The sequence below is a fragment of the Halogeometricum limi genome, from assembly GCF_900115785.1.
Taxonomy (GTDB): domain Archaea; phylum Halobacteriota; class Halobacteria; order Halobacteriales; family Haloferacaceae; genus Halogeometricum; species Halogeometricum limi.
In genome coordinates, this window is the sequence record NZ_FOYS01000002.1 from 85,151 (window position 1) to 108,698 (window position 23,548).

Below are 23,548 nucleotides of genomic sequence, written 5' to 3' on the forward strand. Positions count from 1 at the left end.
GGTCACCGCCGAGTCGCCACTCAGACGGACTCTCCGGCGCGTTCGAGGATGCGTTCGGCCTGCGCGACGACTGGCGCGTCGACCATCTCGCCCTCCACGCGAAAGACGCCCGACGCCGCCGCCGCCGCCTCGTCGCGGGCGCGCAGAATCTTCTTCGCCCACTCGACTCGGTCTCGGGGCGGCGTGAACGACTCGTTGATGACCGACACCTGCGCGGGGTGAATCGCCATCTTGCCGTCGTATCCGAGCGTCTCCGCGAACTCGGTCTGTTCTCTGAGTCCCGCCTCGTCCTCGAAGTCCGTGTGGACGGTGTCGATGGCGTCGATGCCTTCGGCGGCCGCCGAGAGGACTACTTTCTCGCGGGCGTACAGCACCTCGGTTCCCTCGGGCGTTCGCGTCGCCCCCACGTCCGCCGCGAGGTCCTCCGCGCCGAACACGAGCGCCGTCGTCGGCCCCTCGGCGGCGATGTCGGGCGCGTTCAGGACGCCTCTGGCCGTCTCGACGAGCGCGAAAATCGGCAGGGTCCACCCGCGTGCGGCCAGTTCGTCGTCGACGTCTCGCACGTCGCTCGCGAACCCCGTCTTCGATAGCATGAGACCGTCCAGTCGGACGTCCGCCTCGCCGTCGGAACCGAGGACGCCGTCCAGGTCGTCGCCGACCGTCTCGGCGGCGACGCGGACGAGCACTTCGGCGTCGGGGTCGAACGACGGGTCCGAGAGCACCGCGCGGACGGCCTCGCGGGCCACGGACTTCTTCGCCGGTGCGACGGCGTCTTCGAGGTCGAAACAGAGAACGTCCGCACCGGCGCTCGGCGCTTTACGCATCAACTCGGGCTTGTCGCCCGGCGAGAAGAGGAGGCTTCGTCGTGCCATACCGGTCCCACGAGGGGACGGGTTGAAACTGTACCGTCGCGCCGCACCCTCGCCGTCTCGCCGACGGCCTCACTCCGCGGACTCGTCGTCCCACTCCGCGTCGACGACGTCGACGTCGTCGTCAGTGTCGGGGTCGCCGCTCGCATCCGCGTGTTCGACGTCACGGTCGCCGCCTTCGACGGCGACTGTTTCCCCATCACCCGTCACCTCTCCCGCCTCGCCCTCCGCGGAGAGGCGGCGTCGCACGTCCTCGTCGAGCAGTTCGCGCAACTCGTCGCTCTCGTAGTCCAAGTCGGTGTAGCCGTAGGCGAGTCCGAGGCCGCCGCCGACGAGGGCGGCCGTCGTCGGGTCGTCCGCGTTCGGCGACTTCTTCGCGGCTTCCGCGCCCAGCGTCGCGCCGCGGAGGGCGAGTTCCGGGTCGGCGTTCGCCAACCAGTGGGCGTACGCGGTGTCGTCCGTCCGGTCGACGACGTGTTCTGCCGCGCCGAGGACGCTCCCGACGGCGGCCCCGCCGGGTCCGCCGCCGCGCTTCCACTGTCTCTCTCTCGTCTTCGCGCCGAGTGCGAGTTCGATGGGGTCGATGCGGGCGGCCGCGGACTCGGGATTCGCGCTCGCGTACGCGCCCGTCGCGGCGCCGCCGAGGGCGATGGCACCGAGTCCCGCGGCGGTCGAAAACGGCAGCGAGACGGCGACGCTGAAGCCGGCGATTCCCGCGCCGATGGCCCACTTTCCGGCCTCCTTCGGGTCGCCGTCGCGGAGCGTCCGACTCACCCGCTGTCTGACGGGTTCGATACTGGGTCGCCCCGCCGTGGGGAGGGACGAAGCCCCTCCGCCGTCGCCGCCGTTTACGGGCGTCGCGTCGGCACCCTCAGCATCGCCGGCATCGCCAGCCTCGCTGGGACCGTCGGCGGGCGTCGGAAGCGAGGGGCGAGTGGTCGTGTTCGAGAGCCCCGAGAGCAGGTCGTCCGCCGACGACGCCTCGCGCACGACGTGGTCGAAGACGGCCGTCTCGTCTCGCTCCGCGAACAGGTCGGCGACCGCTCTGAGCGCCGTCTCCGCGTCGTCGGCGTCGGCGACGGCGGCGTCGACGTCCCGTTCGAACGCGGCGGCCCGCGACGCCGCGGAGTCGGTCGCGCGGACCCGTTCTCGGACGTCGGCGGCGACGGCGTCGAGTTCGTCGGCGGAGACGCCCGCGAGGGAGACGGTGGTCGTCCACCCGTCCGCCCGTTCGAACGTGAGTCGCTCTCGCAACCACGTCGACTCGGTCTCCACGGCGACGACGTCGTCGAGGGGGACGGCGACCAGTTGGTCGCCGGGGTCGGCCGGGGTGACGAGGAGGAGTCGGTCGTCCGTGAGTATCGCGTGTCCCCGCCGTCTGAACCCCGGACGTACCGTCCACGTCTCTCCGCGCACGTCTTCGAGGGTGACGCCGTCCACGTCGAGGACCCGGCGGGGTCGTTCGTCGGCGAACAGATACCCGCCGAGCGGTCGGTCGTACTGGTCGTGTCGCGACCGGAGGGCGTCGAAGGTGACGCTCTCGTGGTCCGCGTCGGCCGTCACCTCGCTCAGGTGCGCCGTCAACGACGGGTTCCGTCTCGGGACGTCGACGGCACCCACGTTCGTGTTGCAGTTCACGCAGTACCGAGTCTCGGGGACCGCCGAACCGCAGAACGAACACCGGTGGCTGGCCATACCGTCGGGACGCGCCGACCGGGGTTGTGTCTTGTCCCTGATTTCTCAGCGACGGGCGGCGCGGGCGAGAAACGCCGTCACCGCGAGGAGGGCGGCGAGAGCGACCGGTCCGCCGAACCCGGGGACGGGCGAGTTGGTGACGTCGATGGCGTCCGCGCCGTCGGTCTCCGTCGGGTCCGGACCGTCCGCCTCGGGCGTCGCCGTCGCGCCGGCGGCCGAGTCGGAGACGGCCACCGTCGCGTTCACCAGGGCTCGTTCGCCGGGCGCGTTGACGCCGAGAGGAACCGCGTCCGTCCCCGCGGCGGGCGTCGGGAGTCCCTCGACGACGACGACGAGTTCGTCGCCCGCTTCGAGTTGCGTCGTTCCGTCGAAGAACACCTCGACGACGCCGTCTTCGTCGACGCTCACGCCCGAGATGTCGTCGCGGACGTCCACGTCGACCGCCGTTCCCGAGTCGTCGCCGCCGCGGTCGATTCCGGCGGTCACGACCGCACTCGGCGGCACCGACGCGGGCGTCACGCCCGCCTCGCCGAGGTGCATCTCGAACGCCGACAGGGGACCGACGGACTCGTTGTCGACGCCGACGGTGGCCGCGTACGTCGCCGTCCCCGAACCGGAGGGACGAATCTCCAGCGTCGCCTCCGCATCCGCGACGGCGACGCCGGCGACGAGACTGGTACTCAGGAGAACGACGAGAGACAGGGCGAGAGTTTTCGAGTGCATGCGTATCGGGTCGAACGGGGTCGCCGTTCGCGTACCCGACCGTTGGGAGGAGAGCGAAAAGGTGTTTGCGGCCCCGCGGGGCCGACCCGCCGAAGACCGTCACGGTTTTTCGGGAGAGACGAGACGGAGTCGTATGACCGGCCGCTACTACGAGGAGTTCGAAGTCGGCGAGACCATCGAACACGAGAAACGCCGCACTATCTCCGAGTCGGACAACCAGCGGTTCTCGGACATGACGATGAACCAACAGCCGTTGCACTTGGACCGCGAGTTCGCCGAAGACACCCAGTTCGGCCGCCGACTCGTCAACGGCCTCTACACGATGTCGCTCGCCGTCGGTCTCTCTATCCCCGACACGACGGACGGCACCATCGTCGCGAACCTCTCGTACGACAACGTCGAACACCCCCATCCGGTCTTTCACGGCGACACCGTCCGCGCCCAGTCGACGGTGACGGACAAACGAGAGACGTCGGACGGCGAACGCGGCGTCGTCACGATGCACGTCGAGGTGTTCAACCAGGACGACGAACTCGTCTGCGAGTTCGACCGGACTGTGCTGTCGTTGAAGCAAGCTGAGTGACCGCCGCCCGCGGACTCTTCTCTCTCGGGTCGTATCTTCGAGCATGAGTCTCGACACCGGACGGCGACTCCGTCGCGCCGCGACTGCGGGCGTCGCCGCCGTCACCGCCGTCGTCGACCGGTCATCCGGCGCGTCGACGATAGCCCGCGTGAGTCTCGGCGCGATGGTTCTCCTCGCGGGCGTCCACAAACTCGTCGCGCCGACGGCGTGGACGGCGTACGTCACCGACTGGCTGGCACCGTGGCTGGTCGTCTCTCCCCTCACGTTCATGCTCGTCAACGGCGTCCTCGAAGTCGGGTTCGGTCTGGCCCTCCTCGCGGACCGCTACACGCTGTTTGCGTCGCTCGTCGCCGCCGTCTCCCTCTCGGCGACCTGTCTCTACCTCGCCGTCGTCTTCGTCGTCGAGGGCGGCCTGTTCGGCGACGTCCTCGTCCGCGACGTGGGGTTGGCCGGACTCGCGTGGGCCGTCGTCGTCGACGCCGTCGAGACGCGCTCTGCGACCTGACTGTCACGGGCGAACGATTAACTCCCGGCGCGTCCTCTCGCCGCGCATGGAACCCGAACTCGACTGGCTGACGCTGGACGACGACGAGGACGTCGTCTGGTCGGACACGCCGCATCCCGCCAGTATCGTCCCCGCACTGGTCGTCGGGATACCCCTCTCGTTCGTCCTCGTGGGCATTCCCATCGTCGTCTCGGCGTACCTCACCCTCCGCAACACCCACTACGTCCTCACGACGGCGGGACTGTACCGCAAGTCCGGCATCCTCTCGCGCGACGTGCAGAAGGTGGGCTTCGACAAGGTGCAGAACACCTCGTACAGTCAGGGCGTCCTCGGGTCGTACGTCGGTTTCGGCAACGTCGACATCAGTACCGCGGGCGGGTCCGGCGTCGAGATGCAGTTTTCGTCCGTCGAGAACCCGCGTGAGGTGGCCGAAGAGATAAACCGGTACGTGAAGCGGTCCACGGGAAGCCGCGACGCCCCCTCGGACAAGGCCGCCGTGTTGGACGACGTGCTGACGGAACTCCGGGAGATTCGGTCGCTCTTGGAGAGCGAGCGTGAGACGTCGTCGCCGAACGAGACGTTCCGCGACGAACCGACGCCCGAGGACCACTTCGAGGACACCGCCGACGACAGACCGAGCACGGACCGATGAGCACCGACGCCGACTGGGTCACCTTGGACGACGGCGAACGGGTCGAGTGGTCCGAGCGACCGCTCTTAGAGAGCGTCCTGCCGCAGGCGGCGTCGGTGTTCGCCCTCGCACTGGGGTGGGTCGTTGTCGCGCGACTGCTCGAACTCCCCTCGCTCGCCGTCTTCGCGGGACTGTTCGTCGGCCTCGCACTCGCCGTCGGCGTCGTCTACCCCGTCTACACGACGGCCTACCTCGTCACCGACCGCGCGGTGTACACGAAACGCGGCCGTCGGGCCAGACGGGTGACGAGCGTCGAACTCGACCGCGTGCAGGACGTCTCGTACCACCGCTCCCTCCTCGGTGGCGTCTTCGGCTACGGAACCGTCACCGTCGAGGTGGCCGGCGGCGACGAGGTGACGCTCTCGGGCGTCGCCGACGCCGAACGCGCCGCGACCCTCGTGGGCCGTCTCGTCCATCGGGCCGACGACCCCATCCCGGGGTCCGTCGAGCAGTGGCGAGCCGTCCGCGACGAACTCCGAGCGATTCGGACGGCGCTGGAATCCGGTCGCGAGACGCGACGCTGACGTTTATATCCGAAGACGGCTCCAGAACCCCACACCGAGCGGGCGAGGACGACAGAACCGAGGGCGACGGCGAGTGCGACGACTGCACCAACGGCGACGAACGCGGTCAGGCCGACGGCGAGCGCATCCCGCCGTCAGGCGCCGAAGATGAGGTAGAAGTTCGACACGGAGGCGAGTCCCCACGGCATCGCGACGGCGAGGGGGATGAGCGGTCGACCCGCGGGCGGAGCGACGCGCGTGAAGACGACGGCGATGCCGACGACGGCCGTCTTCAACGCGACCATCGCCGGGAGGGGACCGACGGCGACCATCGTCGCGCGAGCGACGGGGTTCGCCTCCTGAAACCCGAGCGAGAGTCCGTAGGCGGTGAGCGTGACGTCGAGCACGTACGTGACGGCGACAGCGACCCAGAGGGTTCGCTCTCGGTCCGCGAGTACGACGAGAAAGCCAGCGAGAGAGGCGACTGACCTCGAAGCGTTGGGCGCTGCCATACCTCGTCCGTCGAGCGGTGTACTCCTGAGTAGTTGTCACATAGACGAAGACAGTCTCGATAAGGAGAACGTTACCGTTCGGTAAACGTCTACCTACGCGGGGCGTGGCGGTCACCCTCCCCTCGGGAAGACTCCTCAGAGGACGGTGCCGTGCTTCTTGTCCGGGAGCGACTTCTCCACGTCCTCGTAGAACGCGAAGCGTCCGGCGAGTTCGGCGCGGAGGTCGGAGGGAGCGACGATTTCGTCGATGACGACTTCGCTCGCCATCCGGTGGGCGTCGATGTCGCGGCGGTACTCCTCGCGTAGTTCGTCCTCTCGCTTCCGTCGCTCTTCGGGGTCGTCGATGGCGGCGAGTTTGTTCGCGTAGACGGCGTTGATGGCCGCTTCGGGACCCATGATGCCAATCTCGCCCGACGGGAGTGCGACGATGCTCTCGGGGTCGTAGGCGGGGCCGCCCATCGCGTAGATGCCCGCGCCGTACGCCTTGCGGACGACGACGGTCTGTTTCGGCACCGTCGCCGACGACGTGGCGTAGATGAACTTCTTGCCCTTCTCCAAGATGGCGTCTTTCTCCACCTGCGACCCGGCCATGAACCCTGGCGTGTCACAGAGGTAGAGCAACGGAATCTCGTAGGCGTCGCAGGTCCAGATGAACTCCGCGGCCTTCTCGGCGGCGTCGGGGAAGATGGCACCGGAGCGTTGCGTCGGCTGATTCGCCACGATGCCCACCGGACGGCCGTCGATGCGGGCGAAAGCGGTGACTATCTCCTTCCCGTAGTCGGGTTTGAGTTCGAAGACCGACTCGGCGTCGACGACTCTGTCCAACAGGTCGTGAACGTCGTAGGGGCGGTTCGGTGCCTCGGGGATGAGTTCGTCGATGCCATCGGGCGAGTACTTCGGGGGAACCGTCTCGGATTTCGGCGGTTTCTCGCCGGCCACGTCGGGGAGGTACGTCACCAACTGCGAGACGAGTTCGCGGGCGTGCGCCTCGTCGCGGGCGACCAGGTCCGCACTGCCCGACTCCTCGGCGTGCATCCGCGCGCCGCCGAGGTCCTGCATATCTATCTTCTCGCCCGTCACCATCTCGACCATCCGCGGGGAGGCGATAGCCATCGCGGACATCCCCTCGACCATGATGGTGAAGTCGGCGAACACCGGCGTGTAGGCGGCGCCGGCGATACACGGGCCGTAGAGGACGCATATCTGCGGGACTCGCCCGGAGAGCATCGAGTGGTTGTAGTAGTACTTCCCGATACCCTCGCGGTTTGCGAAAAAGCCCGTCTGCTGGTCGATTCGACCCCCCGAGGAGTCCATCAGGTAGAGCACGGGCTTTCCGCTCTTGAGGGCGCGTTGCTGCATCCGGAGGAACTTCTCGACGCCGTGGCGGGCCATCGACCCGGCCTTCACGGTGAAGTCGTTCGCCATGAAGTGCATGTCGCGGCCCTCGAACGTCGCCGCGCCCGTGATGAGGCCGTCCGCTGGGAGGCGGTTGTTCTCGTCGGCGTCCTCGACTTCGGGGCTGTTCTCGTGCCACCCGTCGAAGTGGGCGAACTTGCCGTCCTCGAACGTTATCTGGTTCCGTTCGGACCCCTCTCCGGCGGACGCGCCGCGCGAGTCGAACCAGAGTTCGAGTCGGTCGCGGACGAACAGTTTCCCCGACTCGGAGAGTCTGTCGCGGTACTTCTCGGGGCCGCCTTCGAGGATATCGCGAATCTCCGCGCGGAGTTCCGCCTCTCTGTCTGTCGGTCCCAACTCGTCTTCGAGGGGGTACTCCACCGTCGGTGCCTCGGCCGTCGCCGCGGGTTCGTCGTCGTCGCCCGCGTACACTTCGACGGCGGCGGCGAGGTGTTGGGCGAGGGCACCCGCGATGGCGGACGCCTCGTCGTCGGAGGCGTCTGCGCCGATTCGGACCTTCATACCCCGGACTGTGTGGGGTACTTCAAAATGGTTTTCTATGTAGAATTCGCCGGCGGCGTCGGCGGTCGGTTCTCAGTCGTCGGCGAGGGCTTCTTCGACGCCGGCGACGAACGCCTCGTTGCCGACGTACACCGGCGTCCGCGCGTGCAGGTCCTCCTTCTCGACGTCCATGAGCGACTGCGACCCGTCGGAGGAACGGCCGCCGGCCGTCTCGACGATGTGGGCGACGGGGTAGCCCTCGAACTGCACGCGGAGTTTCCCCTCGGGGGCGTCCGCGAGCGTCGGGTAGCCGAAGACGCCGCCGTACGTCAGGACCTGGTTCACGTCACCGATCATCGACCCGCCGTAGCGGAGTTTCATCGAGGGGTCCGACTCCACCTCGCGAACGTACGCCGTGAACGAGTCCACCCAGTCGGGGACGCGGCCGCCGAACCCGTACACCGACGGGTCGTCGGGGAGACGTACGTCCTCGCGGCAGACTTCGTACTCGCCGTCCTCGTGAATCACGTACTCGGTGACCGTTCCGTCGCGGGCGGTGACCATCGTCGTCGTCGCGCCGTAGAGGACGTACGCGGAGGCGACGACGTCCGCGCCCGTCGCCGGGAGGGGGGCGTCGTAGACGGCGACGATGGTGCCCATCGTGTTGTTCGGCTTCAGGTTCGAAGAGCCGTCGAGCGGGTCGACGCAGACGGACAGACCGGTTCCGACGTCGACGGGGTGTTCGCGTTCCTCGCTCGCGTACTCGCCGACGCCGGACAGGTCGCCGAGGCGGTCACAGAGCAGTTCGTCGGCGAACACGTCCGCGGCCATCTGCGACTCGCCAGAGGGGTTCTCTCCCTCGGCGGCGACGCGGCGGCCGGGGAGTCCGGCGCGAACCTCGGGGGCCGCGCGGGCGACGACGTCGAAAATCTGCGAGATAGTCGTCGCGTTCGATACCGTCTCCGCCGGAGTCAGGTTCTCTTTCGTAGCCATCGGTTAGGGCGCACCTCCGCGTTCGAGCGCAGAGCGTGCGAGGGGGGACGTGTCGCGTCGTTGGCGTCGCGGAAACCGCGGGGTCGACCCGCTGAGCCGAATCCTGTCGGACGCAACACTCGTTCTCATCAGTTCTGATTCCGGTCACTAAGTATAAAAAACTGGTGCTAAATAGAATCTATAGTTCAGTCCTACGATTCGCGGAGATAGCGTTTGGAGCGCCCGAAAACGCAGTTTCTGCAAACACGGCGAAAATTAACTCGGAGAGTAAATAGTTCTCGCGGACGGTTCACTCGAAGCGCGCACGGGCCGCCTCGCACCAGCGTTCGACCAGCGAGCGGTCGAGTTCGAGGGCGTCGGCGACGCTCTCTGGGTCGGCGGTGGCGAGGCGGCGGACCGACCGGATACCGGCCTCGCCGAGTCTGTCGGCGTACGCCTCGTCGACGTCGTCGAGGTCCGTCACCGGCGTCGGCGCACTCTGTGCGCGCCAGGCCGCCTCCGCGTCCGTCTCTTCGCGGGCGTCGTCCTCGATGCCGTGGTCCGTCGCTCGTTCGCGCCACGCCGCTTCGCCCGCCGTCTCGTCGTCGCCCGACTCGACGTCGGGGGAACGCGCTCGCCAGGCCGCCTCCTCGTCGCGGGTGGGCGAGTCGGTGGCCGTCGTCGCCGCCGCCGTCCGCCACTCGGCCTCCGCGTCCGCCTCCGACGTTCCCGCCCCGTTCGGCGCGTTCGTCTTCGGAGCGTCGGGTCCTCGCTGTTGCCACGCGGACTCGGCCGTCGTCGCGTCGCCGGACCCGTCCGTCTCGGCCGCTTCCGACTCGCTCTCGTCGGCCCACCCCGACGACGCGGCGACCCACGCGCGTTCGTCGTCGTCCAACCCTCTGACCTGCGAGGACCGTCGCGAGAGGTCCGAATCCTCGGCGTCGAACGACCACGACAGCGAGTGCTCGCGCCGTATCTTCGCGGCGACGCCCGGATGGACCCCGTGTTCGGTCAGGTCGCGGTAGGAGACGCGCTTTCGCGAGATATCGTCCACGTCGATGGACGAGTCGCGGAGCGCCGCGGCCGTCTTCGGGCCGACGAACCGCAGTTCCTCGAACGCTTCGGGCCGTTCCTCCCGTAACTCCTCGTCGTCGACGACGGTCCACGGAAGCGGAATCTCACCGTCGCTCTCCGTGGGCGCGGCCGCACTCCACGAGTCCGGCGCATCCCCGTCGCCCGCCTCTCGGACGTCCTCGTCGCCTCTGTCCCACGACGCCTCGACGTCCCCCGCGTCGTCCACCCCCTCCTCGTCGTCTGTGCCTTCGTTCACGCTTTCACCCGTTGGGCACTACCTTCACGTTCTGCAACTTGAGAGTTTCCGTGCATGTTCGAAACTCATCACGTCGGTGAAACAAGGTCAGAATTCGCCGACGGTTCGTCACGTTTAGAACCGACCCCCGCGCAGTGACGTTCATGGACGTTCGTGAGTTATCCGAAGTGGACACGGTCGGCGTCGTCGGCGCGGGAACGATGGGCAACGGCATCGCGCAGGTGGCGGCGATGGCCGGGTACGACGTGATCATGCGCGACATCGAGACGCAGTACGTGGACCGCGGCCTCGACAGCATCGAGGACTCTCTCTCGCGTTTCGTGACGAAAGAGCGACTCTCGCAAGAGGAGGCCGACGAGGCCCTCGACCGAGTGCGCGGGACGACGGACCTCGCGGACCTCGCGGCCGCGGACCTCGTCGTCGAAGCGGCCGTCGAGAACATGGACATAAAGCGAGACATCTTCGCGGACGTAGACGAGGTGACAGACGGGGACGTGGTGTTGGCGACGAACACGAGTACGCTCTCTATCACGACCATCGCGGCGGCGACGAACCGCCCCGAGAAGGTCGTCGGCGTCCACTTCATGAACCCCGTCCCCATCATGAAGGGCGTCGAAGTCGTCGTCGGCGAGAAGACGGCACCCGAGGCCGTCGAACTGGCGCACGAGTTCTCCGAGGCTCTCGACAAGGAGACGTGGGAGTCCGACGACAAACCCGGGTTCGTCACGAACCGCATCCTCATGCCGTGGTTGAACGAGGGCATCCGCGCGTACGACGAGGGCGTCGCCTCGAAGGAGGACATCGACCGGGGGATGACGCTCGGGACCAACGTCCCGATGGGACCGCTGACGCTCGCGGACCACATCGGCCTCGACATCTGTCTGGACGCTTCGGAGACGCTCCACGAGGAACTCGGCGACCGCTACAAACCGGCGTACCTGCTCAAGCGCAAGGTGGACGCGGGCGACCTCGGAAAGAAGACGGGCAAGGGGTTCTACGAGTACGACTGACGCCGCTCACCACGTACAGTTCGAACACCGCTCGCCGTCGAGTTCGTCGGGGTCCGTCTCCGTCTCCTCGCCGAGTTCCAGCACCGACGACTCCGTACAGGCGAGGATGTCCGTGCGATGCCACCGTCCGTCCGCGTCGCGTACGACAGTCACTGACATACGGGTGTATCGTCACTTCGGCGACACGAAAACGTGTCGGCGAGCGAGTTCGGGGCCGTCCGTCATCGTCTCGCCCGAAGCACGGCGGCGACGACGACGCCCGCGAGGAGGAACGCTCCGCCGAGACCGACGAAGACGAGCGAGAACGCGCGGACGGTCGGAAGCACGTCGCCCGCGGCGACGAACGCGAGGCCCGCGGCGAACCAGAACAGGGCGGCGACGAACCCGCCGACGAACAGCGCCGTCCACGGGTCGAGATAGTCGTCTGCGGGCACGTCGATGCGTTCTCACCGCGCCCCCATAACCTCTCGCCGGCGCGCTGAGTATCAACGCTGAATATCTGCGCGAACCACTTAACCCGGGGTCGTCCTTCGTCTCGCCCATGATACGGGTGGACGGACTCAGAAAGACGTACGGCGACTTCCCCGCCGTCGTCGGGAGCGACTTCGAGGTGGGTGACGGAGAGATATTCGGCGTCGTCGGACCGAACGGCGCGGGGAAGACGACGACGCTGAAGATGCTCGCGGGACTCGTCGAACCGACGGAAGGGACGGCGACCATCGGCGAGTACGACGCGGGCGACGCGGAGATGCGCCGTCACCTCGGCTTCCTCCCCGAGGAGTCGCCGCTGTACGAGGACATGACCGCGCGGTCGTATCTGCGGTTCTTCGCCGACCTGTACGACGTGCCGCGCGAGGAGGCGACGCGACGGACCGAAGACACCCTCGACAGACTCGAACTGGAACACCGCGACAGGCGACTCGGAGACATGTCCAAGGGGATGAAACGGAAAGTCGCCATCGCGCGGTCGCTGGTCAACGACCCGGAGTTGCTCATCTACGACGAACCCGCGTCCGGACTCGACCCCCTCACGACGAACTACGTGTTGGAGTTCACGCGTGACCTCGCCGAACGAGGGAAGACCGTCGTCTTCAGCGCGCACAACCTCTACCACGTCGAGAGCGTCTGCGACCGGGTCGTCATCATGAACCGCGGCGAGATAATCGCCCGCGGGACGGTACCGGAGATTCGCGCCGAACACGGCGAGACGTCCTACCACGTGTTCACCACCGTCCCCGTCGAGGAGACGGACGTAGTCGGTGCCGACGTCACCGACGCCGTCGACGTCGCCGCCGATACCGCCGTCGACGCCACCCCCGACACAGACGCGTCCGCCGGCCCGGAGACGTACCGCAGCGTCGTCGCCGACATGGACGCCGTCGAATCGGTCCGGTCGGCGGCCGAGAAGGCGGGCGGCGAGGTAGTCGACATCCGCACCCGAGAGCCCAGTCTGGAGGACATCTTCTTGGACCTCGCCGGTCGTCCGCCCGAGACGCGCGACGACGGCAAGGGTCGCCCCGTCGCCGCGCAGGCCGACGGCGGCGTGGAGACTCTCGACGGCGACGGGGGCGACCGTTCGGGACACGCCCGCGACGACGGGGGCGCACGGTGAGTCGGTCGCTCTCGGACCACCTCCGCGTGGTTCGCCGCATCGCGCGCTGGGAGGTCGGACGCTCAGCCGGGACGATAGACCGTCGAACCGCCGCGTTCGCACTCGTCGCCCTCCTCCTCGCGGGTGGCGTCGCGAGCACGGGTGCCCTCGCGGGCGGCGTCGCCCTCGACAGGGACATCTACCGCGTCGGCGTCTCGCCGGAGAGTCCGTACTACGACGCCATCGCGTCCTCGCCCGCGTTGGACGCACGGCCGCCTACCGTCGACAGGGCGGACGTGGACCTGTACGTCGGCGACGGCTACATCGTGGCCGACGACTCGCAGAAGAGTCGCGCCGCCCTCGCGGAACTGAACGACGCCGTCCGCCGGTACAACACGGGAGCGATGCTGGCCGAGGAGAACCGGACGGCGGCGTTCCCCGTCGTCGTCTCCTTGGAGTACGTCCAACGCGGCGCATCGATTCCCGCGGGGGCGACGACGGGAGCGTCCGCGGAGTCCTCTTCCGGGACGGCCGGTGAGTCGGAGTCCGGGCGGACCGGGTCCGCCGGTTCCGACGACGGAGACGCCGCGGGTCCGACACCCGACTCGTCGAGGAGTGCGGGTGACGGTTCGGACGACGGAGACGCCGCGGACCGAGACGACGACTCGCTCTCCGTGCCGACGCTCGGCGGTATCAACCCGTTCGGGAGCGAATCGACCGGTTCCCCGGCCGACATCAGCCCCCCGTTCCCGTTCGCGTCGCTGGTGCTCGCGTTCGCCTTCCTCGTGCCGATGAACTTCGTCGTGCAGGCGTACGGCGGGACGATGCTGAACGAGCGAATCAACCGCCGCGGGGAACTCCTCCTCGTCGCGCCCGTCTCCCCGGGCGATATCGTCGCCGGGAAGACGCTCCCGTATCTGACCGCGCTCGTCGGCCTCACCGCCGTCGTCGCCGTCGCCGTCGGCGGCGGCGTCGTCTCCGTCGCCGCCGTCCTGCCCATCGGCCTCGTCTTCTTGGGCGCGACGTTCGTCGGCGCGATGTTCGCTCGGTCGTTCAAGGAACTCACGTTCCTCACCGTCGCGATATCGGTGTTTCTCACCTCCTACACGTTCGTCCCGGCCATCTTCACGCAGGTGACGCCCATCGCGCTCATCTCGCCGCTGACGCTCGTCGTCCGCGACCTGTCGGGCGCGGGCGTGAGCCTCGGCGAGTTCCTGTTCTCCACGGGGCCGTTCTTCCTCTGCGCCGTCGTGCTGTTCGCCCTCGGTTCCGGCGTCTACCGCGAGGAGGACATGTTCACCCAGCGCTCGGTGCCGCTGAAGTTCTTAGACGCCCTCGACGCGCACGTCTCGCGCCCGCGCGACGTCGCCCTCGTCTCGCTTCTCTCGATTCCGTTCGTCTTCGTCGCGGAACTCTTGGCCATCGCCGTCCTGTTCGTCCTCCCGGTCGAACTGACGGTCCCGGTGCTTCTCCTCCTCGTCGCTCTCGTCGAGGAGGCGGCAAAGAGCCTGCACGTCTTCGCGGCGTTCGAGAAGGGTCGGTTCGCCCGGACGACGCGAACGGCACTCCTCCTCGGCGCACTGTCGGGCCTCGGCTTCTTCGTCGGCGAGAAGTTCACCGCCGTCGCGCAAGTCGTCGGCCTCCCGGAGTTGACGCTCGGACAGGCCGCACTCGGCCCCTCCGGCGTCGGCATCGGCGTCTTCTCCGCCGCCGGCTTGTTGCTCGCACCGCTCGCGTTACACGTCGTCACCGCGGGCATCTCCGCCGTCGGCGCGGCCCGCGGGAGGCGCTGGTACGCCCTCTCGTTCCTCGTCGCGGTGGCGGTTCACACCGCCTACAACCTCACGGTGGTGAGCGTCCTTGGCTGACCCGCGCCTGACCATCGCGAAGCGCGAACTCTCCTCGCTCAGTCGCGAGAAGACCATCGTGCTGATTCTCGTCCTGCAACTGTTCGTCGCGGCGTTCTCGTCGTTCCTCGTCGTGGGACTGGTCTCGCTGTACGACCCCGGACAGACGGCGAGTTACGAGGTTGACGTCGCCATCGCGGGCGACGCGACGGACGAACTCGTCGCCGCCGCGAACGAAGTGACCGGCGTGGACCCGCACGTCTACCCGGACGAAGCGACGGCGACGAGCGCGTTCGAACGGCCGACACAGACCGGCATCGACGCCGTCCTCGTGGGCGAGTCGCGCGACGGCCGGGTGTACGTCTCCGCGGCCGTGCCGGACTCGAACGTGCAGACGACGGTGGTCGTCGTCCAACTCCGCGAGGTGCTCCAGCACCTCGAACGCGCCGAACGCGAAGACCGGTCGGCGTGGCTGGAGACGCGGCCCGTCGACGTGCCGCCGGAGACCAGTTCGAGTCCGTACTACGGCTTCACCTACACCGTGTTGGTGCCGCTTCTGTGCTTCCTGCCGGTGTTCATCAGCGGGTCGCTCACCGTGGACGCGTTGAGCGAGGAGCGAGAACGAGGGACGCTCGAACTCCTCCGCGTCGCGCCCGTGTCGCTCCGCGAAATCGTCGACGGCAAACTGCTCGCCGCCGTCGTCCTCGCGCCAGCGCAGGCGGCGCTCTGGATGACGCTGCTCTCGCTGGACGGCACCCGTATCGCGAACCCCGTCTCCGTCGTCGTCCTCGTGGGGGCGCTCTCGCTTCTCGTCTGTTCGCTCGCGGCGACGGTGGCGCTGGTCTCGCCGGAGCGACGCACCGCGCAGTTCCTCTACTCCGTCGGCGTCCTGTTCGTCTTCGGCGGGACGACGCTCGTCCCGAACAACCCCGTCAACACCGTCGCGCGGTTGGCCATCGGGAGCACGGACGCGACGGCGGCGTTCGTCGTCGCCGCGTACGCCGTCGTCGGCGTCGGCGTCTACGTGGCGCTTCGGTCGCTCGTCGGCGACGTGGACGCGAACGCGCTCTGAACCGGGGACGCTTCGCCTTCTTCTCTCCCGTCGTCCGAAGCGGAACGCACACAAACCCCGGGCACACACGGTGGGGCATGGGAATCGGAGGGACCGCGAAGAAGCTCCAGAAAGTGGCCGAGATGGCCGAAGACGTGTACGCCCGACTGAACGAACTCCGCGACCAACTCGCCGAGATGCGCGAGACGACGCAGGCGACGAAGGCGCGCGTCGACCGTCTGGAGGTCGAGAACGCCGAACAGCGCGCGCTGCTGGAGGCACTCGCCGAGGAGGAGGGCATCGACGTGGAGAGCGTGACGGCGAACGCCCACATCGCGGAGGCGGAGCGCCGCGGGTCGACGCTGAAAGTCGACGCCGAGGAGACGACGGCTTCGGAGGGTGACGTAGACGCCGACGCCAACGCCGACGCCGACGAACCGGCAGACACGACGAACGCGAACTGACGGACGCCGTTCGACGCGACGGCGCGTCCTGCTGATTCTTCGACGCTCTCGACGCGCCGATGGGAACTTTGAGGTACGGGGGCAACATTTGCCAGCGCATGACTACGCATCGAGAACCGGTGGCGTCGGTCCTCGACACCATCGGCGAGACACCGCTCGTTCGGGTTCACGCGTCGCCCGACGAGGTGCCGGTGTACGCCAAGTTGGAGTCGTTCAACCCCGGCGCGAGCGTCAAAGACCGCATCGGGAAGTACATGCTCGAACGGATGCTGGAAGACGGGACGCTCCCCGAGGGCGGCACCGTCGTCGAACCGACGGCCGGGAACACGGGCATCGGTATCGCCGTCGCGGCGGGCCAACTCGGCGTCGAGGCGGTGTTCGTCGTGCCCGAACGCTTCAGCGTCGAGAAACAGCAACTGATGCGCGCGCTCGGCGCGACGGTGGTGAACACGCCCACCGACGACGGGATGGGCGGGGCGATTCAGCGCGCACACGCCATCGCCGAGGAGATGGACGACGCCGTCGTCCCCCAGCAGTTCTCGAACCCGCTGAACGCCGACGCGCACTACGCGACGACCGGACCCGAGATTTTCGACGCTCTCGAAGGCGAGGTGGGTGCCGTCGTCGCCGGGTGCGGGACGGCGGGGACGCTCATGGGCATCGCTCGGTACGCCCTCGAACGGAACCCCGACACCCACGTCGTCGCCGTGGAACCCGCGGGGTCGCTGTACGCGACGCTCAAAGGAGACGACAGCGAGGAGGAGGCGTACAAGACGGAGGGCATCGGGACGCACGACCCGGCGACGAACGAACTGTTCGACCCCGAACTCGTCGACGAAGTCGTCCAGATTCCCGACCGAGACGCCCACGCGGAGGTCCAGCGACTCGCCCGCGAGGAGGGCCACCTCGTCGCGTCGTCCGCCGCCGCCGCGAGTCTCGCCGCGCGCGCCGTGGCCGGGCGAATCCGCGACGGCGAGCTAGACGCCCCCCACGACAGCGTGGCGACGGTATTCCCCGACTCCAGCGAGCGGTACCTCTCGAAGGGTATCTACGGCGACTTCGAGTCTTGGGACGGCTGAGCGCGGGTCGAACCGGGGTCGCCGACGCGCCCGCGTTCAGTCGAGCAACCGGGCGTGCTCGACTTTCATACACTTGTCCTGCACGAACGCGAGTCCGGCCTCTCCGGCTCTCTCCCCCGCCTCGTCGTCCGTGATACCGAGTTGGAGCCACACCGAACGCACGTCGCCGACGGACTCGTGACGGTCGATGGCGTCGTCGACGACGCCGCCCGCCTCCTCGCTCGGCCGGAACACGTCTACGACGTCTATCTCGGCGTCTTCGGGAACGTCTGCGAGCGAGTCGTACGCCGTCTCCCCCAGAATCTCGTCGGCGAACGGGTTCACCGGAATCACGCGATAGCCGTGGCGCTGGAGGTACGCGGGGATGTCGTGCGCGGCTTTTCCGGCCGTCGTCGAGCAGCCGACGACGGCGACGGTGTCGGCGTCGAGTATCTGTCTGAGTTCGTCGTCACTGGTCATGTATCGACCGACGCGCGCCGGGGGCAAAAACTGTCGGCACCGGCCGCCGACTCACTGAGAGGCGAGTCGAATCTCGGGTTCGCGGTCCTCGGAGGTGGTGATGATGCCGTCGAACAACTGCTTGAGGGTGTTCATCGTCTGTTCGTCGTGCGCGCTCGCGTCGATAGCGAACAGTCCGAGTCCCTCCACGCTCTGGATGCGTCCGGTGAAGACGTGGAGGAACCGAAACACGGTCTGGAGGTCCGCGTACATCAGAAGCGTCGACAGCGAGTGGAGCATGATGCGGTTCTGCTCGATGTTTCGGTCCTGGTAGAACGCCTGCAGGAACTCCGAGAGCTTGATCCCGATTCCGGTCATGTCGACCGGCGACGAGGTGTACTTGATCCGGTCGTCGTCGCGAATCTCGCCGACGCCCTGCTGTCGCGTCACGCAGTCGACGACGGCGACGGGTTTGCCTTCGTACGGTGTGCGCTTCTCGAAGTCCGCGAGGACGCGCTTGGCCCCGTCTTTGGTGGTGACGATGATGGCACCGTCGCCCGTTTCGGCTCCGCTCGCGAGGATGTCGAGCGCGAGAGACCGTTTTCCGGTCAGCGGTGGGCCACTGATGAGGAGGTTCGTTCCCGGCGGAACCTCGGCATCGACGGCCGGTGAAAGGTCATACATGGGCGTGCCTCTGTGGCGGCCAGCCGACTGGTGGACGTTCGTTCGCACGGCGGGTGACCTCACCGAGAGTCATCAAACGGTACAACGATATTGTGTGCCGATAATATTCTTTTTGATTCTGTGACCATCGTCTGCGAGTGAGATGTTTTGGTCTTGTCAGTTCGTATGCCCGCTCGTCGACCAGTGTCTGGTCTAAGCGACGGGGCCGGGTGTTATAAAGAGTCGCCCGGCTATGAACGCTACCGTCGCGAGTAGCATCCCCTGCTTGAGGCGACGTTGCGCCAGACTCGGGTTCTCGAACGACCGAACGCAGGCGGACAACATCACGAGATCCGCCGGGAGGACGAGCGCGAGGTAGACCGGTCCGAACGCGCCGGCGACGTACGGGTAGATGCTGGCGACCGTCGCGACGATCATCGCGAGGAACCCGAGTCCGAGCGAGACGCCCTCACCGGCGACGATGGGGAGCGTCCGGAGTCCCTCCTCTCTGTCGCCCTCCAGGTCCTCGACGTCTTTGACTATCTCGCGGGTGAGCGTCGCCAACGCGGCCAGTCCGAACAGGACGAGCACGCTGGCGTCGAGCGGTTGGTCCACCGCGGCGGCCCCGAACAGGAACGTTGACCCGGTGAGGTAGCCGACGATGGCGTTGCCGACGCCGGGGAGTCCCTTGAAGTACTCCGTGTAGGCGACGAGTGCGAGGAGGTTCACGACGGCGATGGCGAGCGCTTCGACGGGTAACAGCACCGCACAGACGACCGCTCCGAGGAACAACGCGACGCTGAACGCGAGTGCGCCGCGCGAACTGACCGCGCCGCGCGGGATGGGTCGGTCCGGCCGGTTTATCGCGTCGATGTCGCGGTCGAAGTAGTCGTTGACGGCGTTGCCCGCCCCGGTGGCGAAGACGGTAGCGAGAACCGCCGCGAGGACACGGGAGGGCGTCCCGAACACGCCGGCGGCGACGAACGCGCCGGTGAACGTCAGCACGCCCGCCGAGACGATGTTCCCCGGACGCGTGAGTTCGAGGAGGGCGCGCGCCGTCTCGGCGACGCCCGAGGCGGAGTCGTCCGCGGAGACGCCGTCGTCCGCGGACGAACCGGACTCTGCGGCGGGTGGCATACGCGGTACGTCTCCGTGCCGCAAAGATAAATGACGCGGAGTCTCCCACTTCGCGACCGAAACGAATCCGTGGGTTTAAATTCGGGTAGGCCGCTACGATGTAATGCGGGCGCTTAGCTCAGTCTGGACAGAGTGCTTGGCTTCGGACCAAGTTGCCACGGGTTCAAATCCTGTAGCGCCCATGATTCTTCCGCGAACAACGTGAGCGGAGAATCATCTACCGCGAGGGATTTGAATCAGGGAGCGAACGCAGTGAGCGACCGAGGTTCAAATCCTGTCGCGCCCATCTCTCGCCCGAGACCGACGTACTCTCTTCTCTCACACCCACTCCCGCAACCGCCCCAGATGAAACTCCACCGCCGCCGCTCCTTCCAGTTCCGGATACCGCGGCCGGGTCACGACGCCGCCCGAGTCCACCGCCGAGCGAACGACGGCGACGACCCGATACACGTCGGACACGTCGGGATACGTCCGAACGGAGTCGTACCCCCGTTCGAACGCCGCCCGCAACCGTTCGTCCTCGACGTACCAGTCGGCCACTAGGTGCTCCGCTTTCGCCACCGACAGTCCCGCCGCCGCCGCCAACGGCGCGCCCCAGTCGAGAACCGCCGCGACGCCCTCGCCGTCGTACACGGCGTTGCCGGGGCGAAAGTCCCACGGGTAGAGTCGCGGCGTCGGCGTCGCCGGGAGGTCGGCGTCGCGAACGCACCGCCGGAGTTCCTCGCGGACGCCGTCGAACGCGGCCGGAAGCGCGTCGATACCGGCCTCCGCGTGCGACCCGAACCACGCCGGCCACGAGGGGTTCGCCGCCCGGAGTTCGTCGCCGTCGCGGCGAACCGGACCGTACCGCTCGAACGCGAACGTCTCGTGGAGTTCGGCGAGATACCGACCGAACCGTTCGGCGAGGCGTCGTCGCGTCTCGTCGTCCACGACGGCGAATCGCTCGTGTAAGTCCTCGCCCGTCACCAGTTCGACGACGGCGTACGTGCGGCCGTCGAACTCCCCCGTCGTGAGCACTTCGGGCGTCGGCACCGACGTTCGCTCGCGGACGGCGCGCGCGAGGGCGAGTTCGGTCTCGAACGCCTCCCGGTCGGCAGACGACTGGACGACGACGCCCGACCCGTCGGCGAAGTGGACGAGGGTGGTGTCTTTCGAGTTCCCTCGACGGGCCGCCACCGCGGACGCGACGCGCTTGTTCGGGAACTCCCGGGCGACGACGGCCGTCACCTCGTCCACGTCGGCGCACCTCCGGCCGAGCGGTTCGGGGGGGTCACGCGTGCTCTCCGTCCAGTATCTCGACCAGTTCCGAGAGTGAGCGGAGGACGTAGTCGGGGTCGTACGACTCCGCGTCTTCGTCGTCGGCGTCACCGCCGCCGTCGCCGACGTACCACGCGACGGGGAGTCCTGCGTTCTGCGCCCCCGCGACGTCGTACTGCAGGGAGTTACCGACGTACAGCGCGTCGGGCGGCGAGACGCCGAGCTCCGAGACGGCCCTGTCGAACGGGTCCGGGTGCGGCTTTCGGCGCTCCATATCACCGGCGAAGACGACCACCTCGAAGGCGTCTTCGAGGCCGAGCGAAGCGAGTTTGACCGCCTGCCGGTGCTCGGGGCCGTTCGTCACCAGACCGACGCGGGCGCGTTCCCGCGCGGCGGCGAGCGTGTCTCCGGCACCCGCGAGGAGCGAGACGGCGCTGTGGTCGACCACCTCGGAGAATCCCCGAGCGAGTGCGCCCGCGTCGACGCCGGTGCGGTCGTGTCGCTCTGCGACCGAGCGGAACCCCTCGCGGAGGTAGTCGAGCCGTTCTCTCGGGTCCGCGGCGGGCGGCCCGTCGAGCGTCGACCAGAGGTCCGAGGGGCGACCGAAGGGGTCGATTCCCGCCCGGTCGAACGCGCCGAAGTAGATGTCCGCGCCGGTCTGGTCGTTCCGGCAGAGCGTCCCGTCCAAGTCGAACAGGACGGCGTCGAATCGTGTCACGACGGGTCTAGGGCCGACGCGAGCAAAAGCGACTCGCCCGTGATTCACGCGTGGTCGACCGTCACCCTGTCGCCGACGGAGAGACCGAACGCGTCGTCGCCGCGCCCGCGGTTGACCGCTAACTCGACGTTGCCGTGACTGCCGACGGTGACGACGCGGTCACCGGCGTCGACGGCGGCGTAAGACCGACGGACGGGGACGACCTCACCGTCGACAGACGCCCGGTCGAGGCCGTCGAGGAGTCGCCCGGGGAGGTTCGTGACGACGTTGCCGAAGTCGTCGACGACGAGGACTTCGCCCGTCGCCGTCTCCTCGTCCACCGTCGGCGTCGGAAACGTCAGGTCGACGAACTTCTCCGTCGGCGAGAACCGCTCGACGCCGGCGATGGTCGGCGAGTCGTGGACGTCCGCGGCCGCGGGGGCGAACACGTCGCGCCCGTGGAACGTGTTACTCGCCGTCCCGTCGTCGTCGTACGCCACCTCGTACACGTCGAAGTCGTCGCCGGCTATCTCGCGGACGGCCGGGACGACGACGCCGTTGTCGGGGGCGACGAAGGTGTGTCCGGCCGCCTCCACGACGATGGCGGCGCGGTCGGTGCCCACGCCGGGGTCCACGACGACGAGGTGCGTCGCCGCCGGGAAGTACGGGAGCACCTCTCGGAGCCAGAACGCCGTCGCTCGCACGTCCTGTCTGGGGAAGTCGTGCGCCACGTCGACGAGGCGGGCGTCGGTTCGCCTGAGCAACACGCCCTTCATCGCGGCGGGGTACGGCGTCCCGAAGTCAGAAGACAGCGTGATCATCCTACGGTGCTCTCGGGAAGCGTCCACCATGTCGGTTTCGACCGTCGGCCGAGACGTCGTCTCGAACCGCTCAGAGGAGCGTCGCCGCCGCGGGCTCGAACCCGAGTTCGAGGCGGTCCGCCTCGGGCACCGTCTGCCGTCGCGCGACCACCCGCCGACCGGCCCACCGACAGTACAGGCGCGTCGCCTCGCCGAGGAACTCTGTCGTCTCCACCTCGACGGTCAGTCGGTTGGGAGTCGCCGCGCCCGACGCTCCGGACGCGGCTTCGACCGCCGAGAACTGCTCCGGGCGGACGCAGAACCGCACGCTGTCGCCCGTCGATGCCGCCGACGGCGGGAGTTCGAACCGGGCGTCGGCGACGCGGACGACGGTCGATTCGTCCCTCGACGCGACCACCTCGCCCTCGAAGACGTTGTTGTCGCCGACGAACGTGGCGACGAACTCCGTCTCGGGGCGGTGGTAGACGTCCTGCGGCGTCCCCACCTGTTCGACCCGCCCGCCGTTCATCACGGCGACGCGGTCGGAGACGGCGAGCGCCTCTTCTTGGTCGTGCGTGACGTACAGCGTCGTCACGCCGAGCGTCTGTTGAATCTCTTTGACGCTCCGCCGGAGTTGCTCGCGGAGGCGGGCGTCCAGCGCGCTCATCGGTTCGTCGAGGAGGAGGACGCGAGGTTCGGGCGCGAGTGCGCGGGCGAGGGCGACGCGTTGCTGTTGGCCGCCCGAGAGTTCGTCCGGGTCGCGTCCGCCCATCCCCGCTAAGTCGACCATCGACAGGAGGTCGGAGACGCGTTCCTCGACGGTCGCTCCGGCGGGAGGCTCGCGGAACTTCAGCCCGTAGGCGACGTTCTCGCGGACGTTCATGTGCGGGAACAGCGCGTAGTTCTGAAACACGAGTCCAACGTCGCGGTCCTCCGTCGGCGTGTCGCTCACGTTCTCGCCGCCGAACCGAACGACGCCGTCGGTGGGCGTCTCCAGTCCGGCGACGAGACGGAGCGTCGTCGTCTTGCCACACCCGGACGGGCCGACGAGCGTGAAGAACTCGCCGTCTCGAATCGACAGCGACACCTCCGAGAGCGCCGCCGCTCCGCCGTACGACTTCCGGACGGCGTCGAGTTCGAGGTCAACCACGGCGTCTCTCCTCCCTCGAATGGCCGACGCTCGCGGCGTCGGAGAGCGAGCGTGGACCGAGGTGGGCCGACATCGTCTCTGTTCA

26 protein-coding genes and 1 tRNA gene are annotated in these 23,548 nt (G+C 68.1%); 11 read left to right on the forward strand and 16 right to left on the reverse strand.

Annotated features, from left to right (window positions below):
• Positions 1-20 precede the first annotated feature (20 nt).
• The 3 genes from BM282_RS05305 to BM282_RS05315 all read right to left on the reverse strand — a co-directional run bounded on the left by BM282_RS05305 (position 21) and on the right by BM282_RS05315 (position 3,287).
• Positions 21-872, reverse strand: a complete 852-nt coding sequence (locus BM282_RS05305) for an HpcH/HpaI aldolase/citrate lyase family protein (RefSeq protein ID WP_089877612.1) — start codon at positions 870-872, stop codon at positions 21-23.
• A 69-nt stretch (positions 873-941) separates the two neighbouring features.
• Positions 942-2,564: a hypothetical protein gene (locus tag BM282_RS05310; RefSeq protein ID WP_089877614.1), complete on the reverse strand. Its 1,623-nt coding sequence runs from the start codon at positions 2,562-2,564 to the stop codon at positions 942-944.
• A 45-nt stretch (positions 2,565-2,609) separates the two neighbouring features.
• The gene (locus BM282_RS05315) at positions 2,610-3,287 is read right to left on the reverse strand and encodes a PGF-CTERM sorting domain-containing protein (RefSeq protein WP_089877617.1); all 678 of its coding nucleotides are present in this window, start codon (positions 3,285-3,287) and stop codon (positions 2,610-2,612) included.
• A 133-nt stretch (positions 3,288-3,420) separates the two neighbouring features.
• On the opposite strand from BM282_RS05315, the gene BM282_RS05320 reads away from it, so the two are divergent.
• Genes BM282_RS05320 through BM282_RS05335 form a run of 4 tightly spaced genes read left to right on the forward strand, consistent with a single transcriptional unit; the run spans position 3,421 to position 5,590 of the window.
• On the forward strand, positions 3,421-3,870 hold the full coding sequence (locus BM282_RS05320) for a MaoC family dehydratase (RefSeq protein ID WP_089877620.1): 450 nt from the start codon (positions 3,421-3,423) through the stop codon (positions 3,868-3,870).
• Between the two features lie 43 nt (positions 3,871-3,913).
• Complete coding sequence (locus BM282_RS05325) at positions 3,914-4,375, forward strand: DoxX family membrane protein (protein ID WP_089877623.1); 462 nt, start codon at positions 3,914-3,916, stop codon at positions 4,373-4,375.
• 46 nt (positions 4,376-4,421) lie between these two features.
• Positions 4,422-5,027, forward strand: coding sequence for a PH domain-containing protein (locus tag BM282_RS05330; RefSeq protein ID WP_089877626.1), 606 nt, complete (start codon positions 4,422-4,424; stop codon positions 5,025-5,027).
• Complete coding sequence (locus BM282_RS05335) at positions 5,024-5,590, forward strand: PH domain-containing protein (protein ID WP_089877628.1); 567 nt, start codon at positions 5,024-5,026, stop codon at positions 5,588-5,590. The genes BM282_RS05330 and BM282_RS05335 overlap by 4 nt, the downstream gene beginning before the upstream one ends.
• Before the next feature lie 134 nt (positions 5,591-5,724).
• Here BM282_RS05335 and BM282_RS05340 read toward each other — a convergent pair whose 3' ends face one another.
• The 4 genes from BM282_RS05340 to BM282_RS05355 form a co-directional block, all read right to left on the reverse strand.
• Positions 5,725-6,081: a DUF5658 family protein gene (locus BM282_RS05340; RefSeq protein ID WP_089877631.1), complete on the reverse strand. Its 357-nt coding sequence runs from the start codon at positions 6,079-6,081 to the stop codon at positions 5,725-5,727.
• Positions 6,082-6,216: 135 nt separating this feature from the next.
• Entirely contained in the window at positions 6,217-7,998 is a 1,782-nt protein-coding gene (locus tag BM282_RS05345; RefSeq protein WP_089877634.1) for an acyl-CoA carboxylase subunit beta, read from the reverse strand.
• Between the two features lie 72 nt (positions 7,999-8,070).
• A complete protein-coding gene (locus tag BM282_RS05350) occupies positions 8,071-8,970 on the reverse strand; it encodes a class 1 fructose-bisphosphatase (protein WP_089877638.1) in 900 nt (299 codons plus the stop codon).
• A 289-nt stretch (positions 8,971-9,259) separates the two neighbouring features.
• Entirely contained in the window at positions 9,260-10,279 is a 1,020-nt protein-coding gene (locus tag BM282_RS05355) for a DUF7409 domain-containing protein (protein WP_089877641.1), read from the reverse strand.
• Positions 10,280-10,422: 143 nt separating this feature from the next.
• Here BM282_RS05355 and BM282_RS05360 point away from each other — a divergent pair, with 143 nt between their 5' ends.
• The gene (locus BM282_RS05360) at positions 10,423-11,289 is read left to right on the forward strand and encodes a 3-hydroxyacyl-CoA dehydrogenase family protein (RefSeq protein WP_089879415.1); all 867 of its coding nucleotides are present in this window, start codon (positions 10,423-10,425) and stop codon (positions 11,287-11,289) included.
• Between the two features lie 6 nt (positions 11,290-11,295).
• On the opposite strand, the gene BM282_RS18420 is transcribed toward BM282_RS05360, so the two are convergent.
• Together BM282_RS18420 and BM282_RS05365 are read right to left on the reverse strand one after the other, a co-directional pair.
• Entirely contained in the window at positions 11,296-11,448 is a 153-nt protein-coding gene (locus tag BM282_RS18420; RefSeq protein ID WP_175501393.1) for a hypothetical protein, read from the reverse strand.
• A gap of 62 nt (positions 11,449-11,510) precedes the next feature.
• Positions 11,511-11,723: a hypothetical protein gene (locus BM282_RS05365; protein WP_089877644.1), complete on the reverse strand. Its 213-nt coding sequence runs from the start codon at positions 11,721-11,723 to the stop codon at positions 11,511-11,513.
• 107 nt (positions 11,724-11,830) lie between these two features.
• Here BM282_RS05365 and BM282_RS05370 point away from each other — a divergent pair, with 107 nt between their 5' ends.
• The 5 genes from BM282_RS05370 to BM282_RS05390 all read left to right on the forward strand — a co-directional run bounded on the left by BM282_RS05370 (position 11,831) and on the right by BM282_RS05390 (position 17,321).
• On the forward strand, positions 11,831-12,901 hold the full coding sequence (locus BM282_RS05370; protein WP_089877647.1) for an ABC transporter ATP-binding protein: 1,071 nt from the start codon (positions 11,831-11,833) through the stop codon (positions 12,899-12,901).
• Positions 12,898-14,748, forward strand: a complete 1,851-nt coding sequence (locus BM282_RS05375; RefSeq protein WP_089877649.1) for an ABC transporter permease — start codon at positions 12,898-12,900, stop codon at positions 14,746-14,748. The genes BM282_RS05370 and BM282_RS05375 overlap by 4 nt, the downstream gene beginning before the upstream one ends.
• Complete coding sequence (locus BM282_RS05380; protein WP_089877652.1) at positions 14,741-15,799, forward strand: ABC transporter permease; 1,059 nt, start codon at positions 14,741-14,743, stop codon at positions 15,797-15,799. The genes BM282_RS05375 and BM282_RS05380 overlap by 8 nt, the downstream gene beginning before the upstream one ends.
• Positions 15,800-15,876: 77 nt before the next feature.
• Positions 15,877-16,242: a DUF5798 family protein gene (locus BM282_RS05385; RefSeq protein ID WP_089877655.1), complete on the forward strand. Its 366-nt coding sequence runs from the start codon at positions 15,877-15,879 to the stop codon at positions 16,240-16,242.
• Between the two features lie 98 nt (positions 16,243-16,340).
• Entirely contained in the window at positions 16,341-17,321 is a 981-nt protein-coding gene (locus BM282_RS05390; RefSeq protein WP_089877657.1) for a PLP-dependent cysteine synthase family protein, read from the forward strand.
• A 36-nt stretch (positions 17,322-17,357) separates the two neighbouring features.
• On the opposite strand, the gene BM282_RS05395 is transcribed toward BM282_RS05390, so the two are convergent.
• From BM282_RS05395 to BM282_RS05405, 3 genes are all read right to left on the reverse strand, one after another.
• Positions 17,358-17,780, reverse strand: coding sequence for a CoA-binding protein (locus BM282_RS05395; protein ID WP_089877660.1), 423 nt, complete (start codon positions 17,778-17,780; stop codon positions 17,358-17,360).
• A gap of 51 nt (positions 17,781-17,831) precedes the next feature.
• A complete protein-coding gene (locus BM282_RS05400; RefSeq protein WP_089879418.1) occupies positions 17,832-18,443 on the reverse strand; it encodes an RAD55 family ATPase in 612 nt (203 codons plus the stop codon).
• Positions 18,444-18,635: 192 nt separating this feature from the next.
• Positions 18,636-19,559, reverse strand: coding sequence for a geranylgeranylglycerol-phosphate geranylgeranyltransferase (locus BM282_RS05405; protein ID WP_089877662.1), 924 nt, complete (start codon positions 19,557-19,559; stop codon positions 18,636-18,638).
• Between the two features lie 107 nt (positions 19,560-19,666).
• On the opposite strand from BM282_RS05405, the gene BM282_RS05410 reads away from it, so the two are divergent.
• Positions 19,667-19,741: transfer RNA gene (locus BM282_RS05410), tRNA-Arg, on the forward strand.
• Between the two features lie 136 nt (positions 19,742-19,877).
• On the opposite strand, the gene BM282_RS05415 is transcribed toward BM282_RS05410, so the two are convergent.
• The 4 genes from BM282_RS05415 to BM282_RS05430 all read right to left on the reverse strand — a co-directional run bounded on the left by BM282_RS05415 (position 19,878) and on the right by BM282_RS05430 (position 23,463).
• The gene (locus tag BM282_RS05415; protein ID WP_089877665.1) at positions 19,878-20,795 is read right to left on the reverse strand and encodes a phosphotransferase family protein; all 918 of its coding nucleotides are present in this window, start codon (positions 20,793-20,795) and stop codon (positions 19,878-19,880) included.
• 34 nt (positions 20,796-20,829) lie between these two features.
• On the reverse strand, positions 20,830-21,534 hold the full coding sequence (locus BM282_RS05420) for an HAD family hydrolase (RefSeq protein WP_089877667.1): 705 nt from the start codon (positions 21,532-21,534) through the stop codon (positions 20,830-20,832).
• A gap of 44 nt (positions 21,535-21,578) precedes the next feature.
• Entirely contained in the window at positions 21,579-22,334 is a 756-nt protein-coding gene (locus BM282_RS05425; RefSeq protein ID WP_089877670.1) for an SAM hydrolase/SAM-dependent halogenase family protein, read from the reverse strand.
• Between the two features lie 70 nt (positions 22,335-22,404).
• Positions 22,405-23,463 (reverse strand): ABC transporter ATP-binding protein, encoded by a 1,059-nt coding sequence (locus BM282_RS05430; protein WP_089877673.1) that lies wholly within the window; start codon positions 23,461-23,463, stop codon positions 22,405-22,407.
• Between the last annotated feature and the right edge of the window lie 85 nt (positions 23,464-23,548).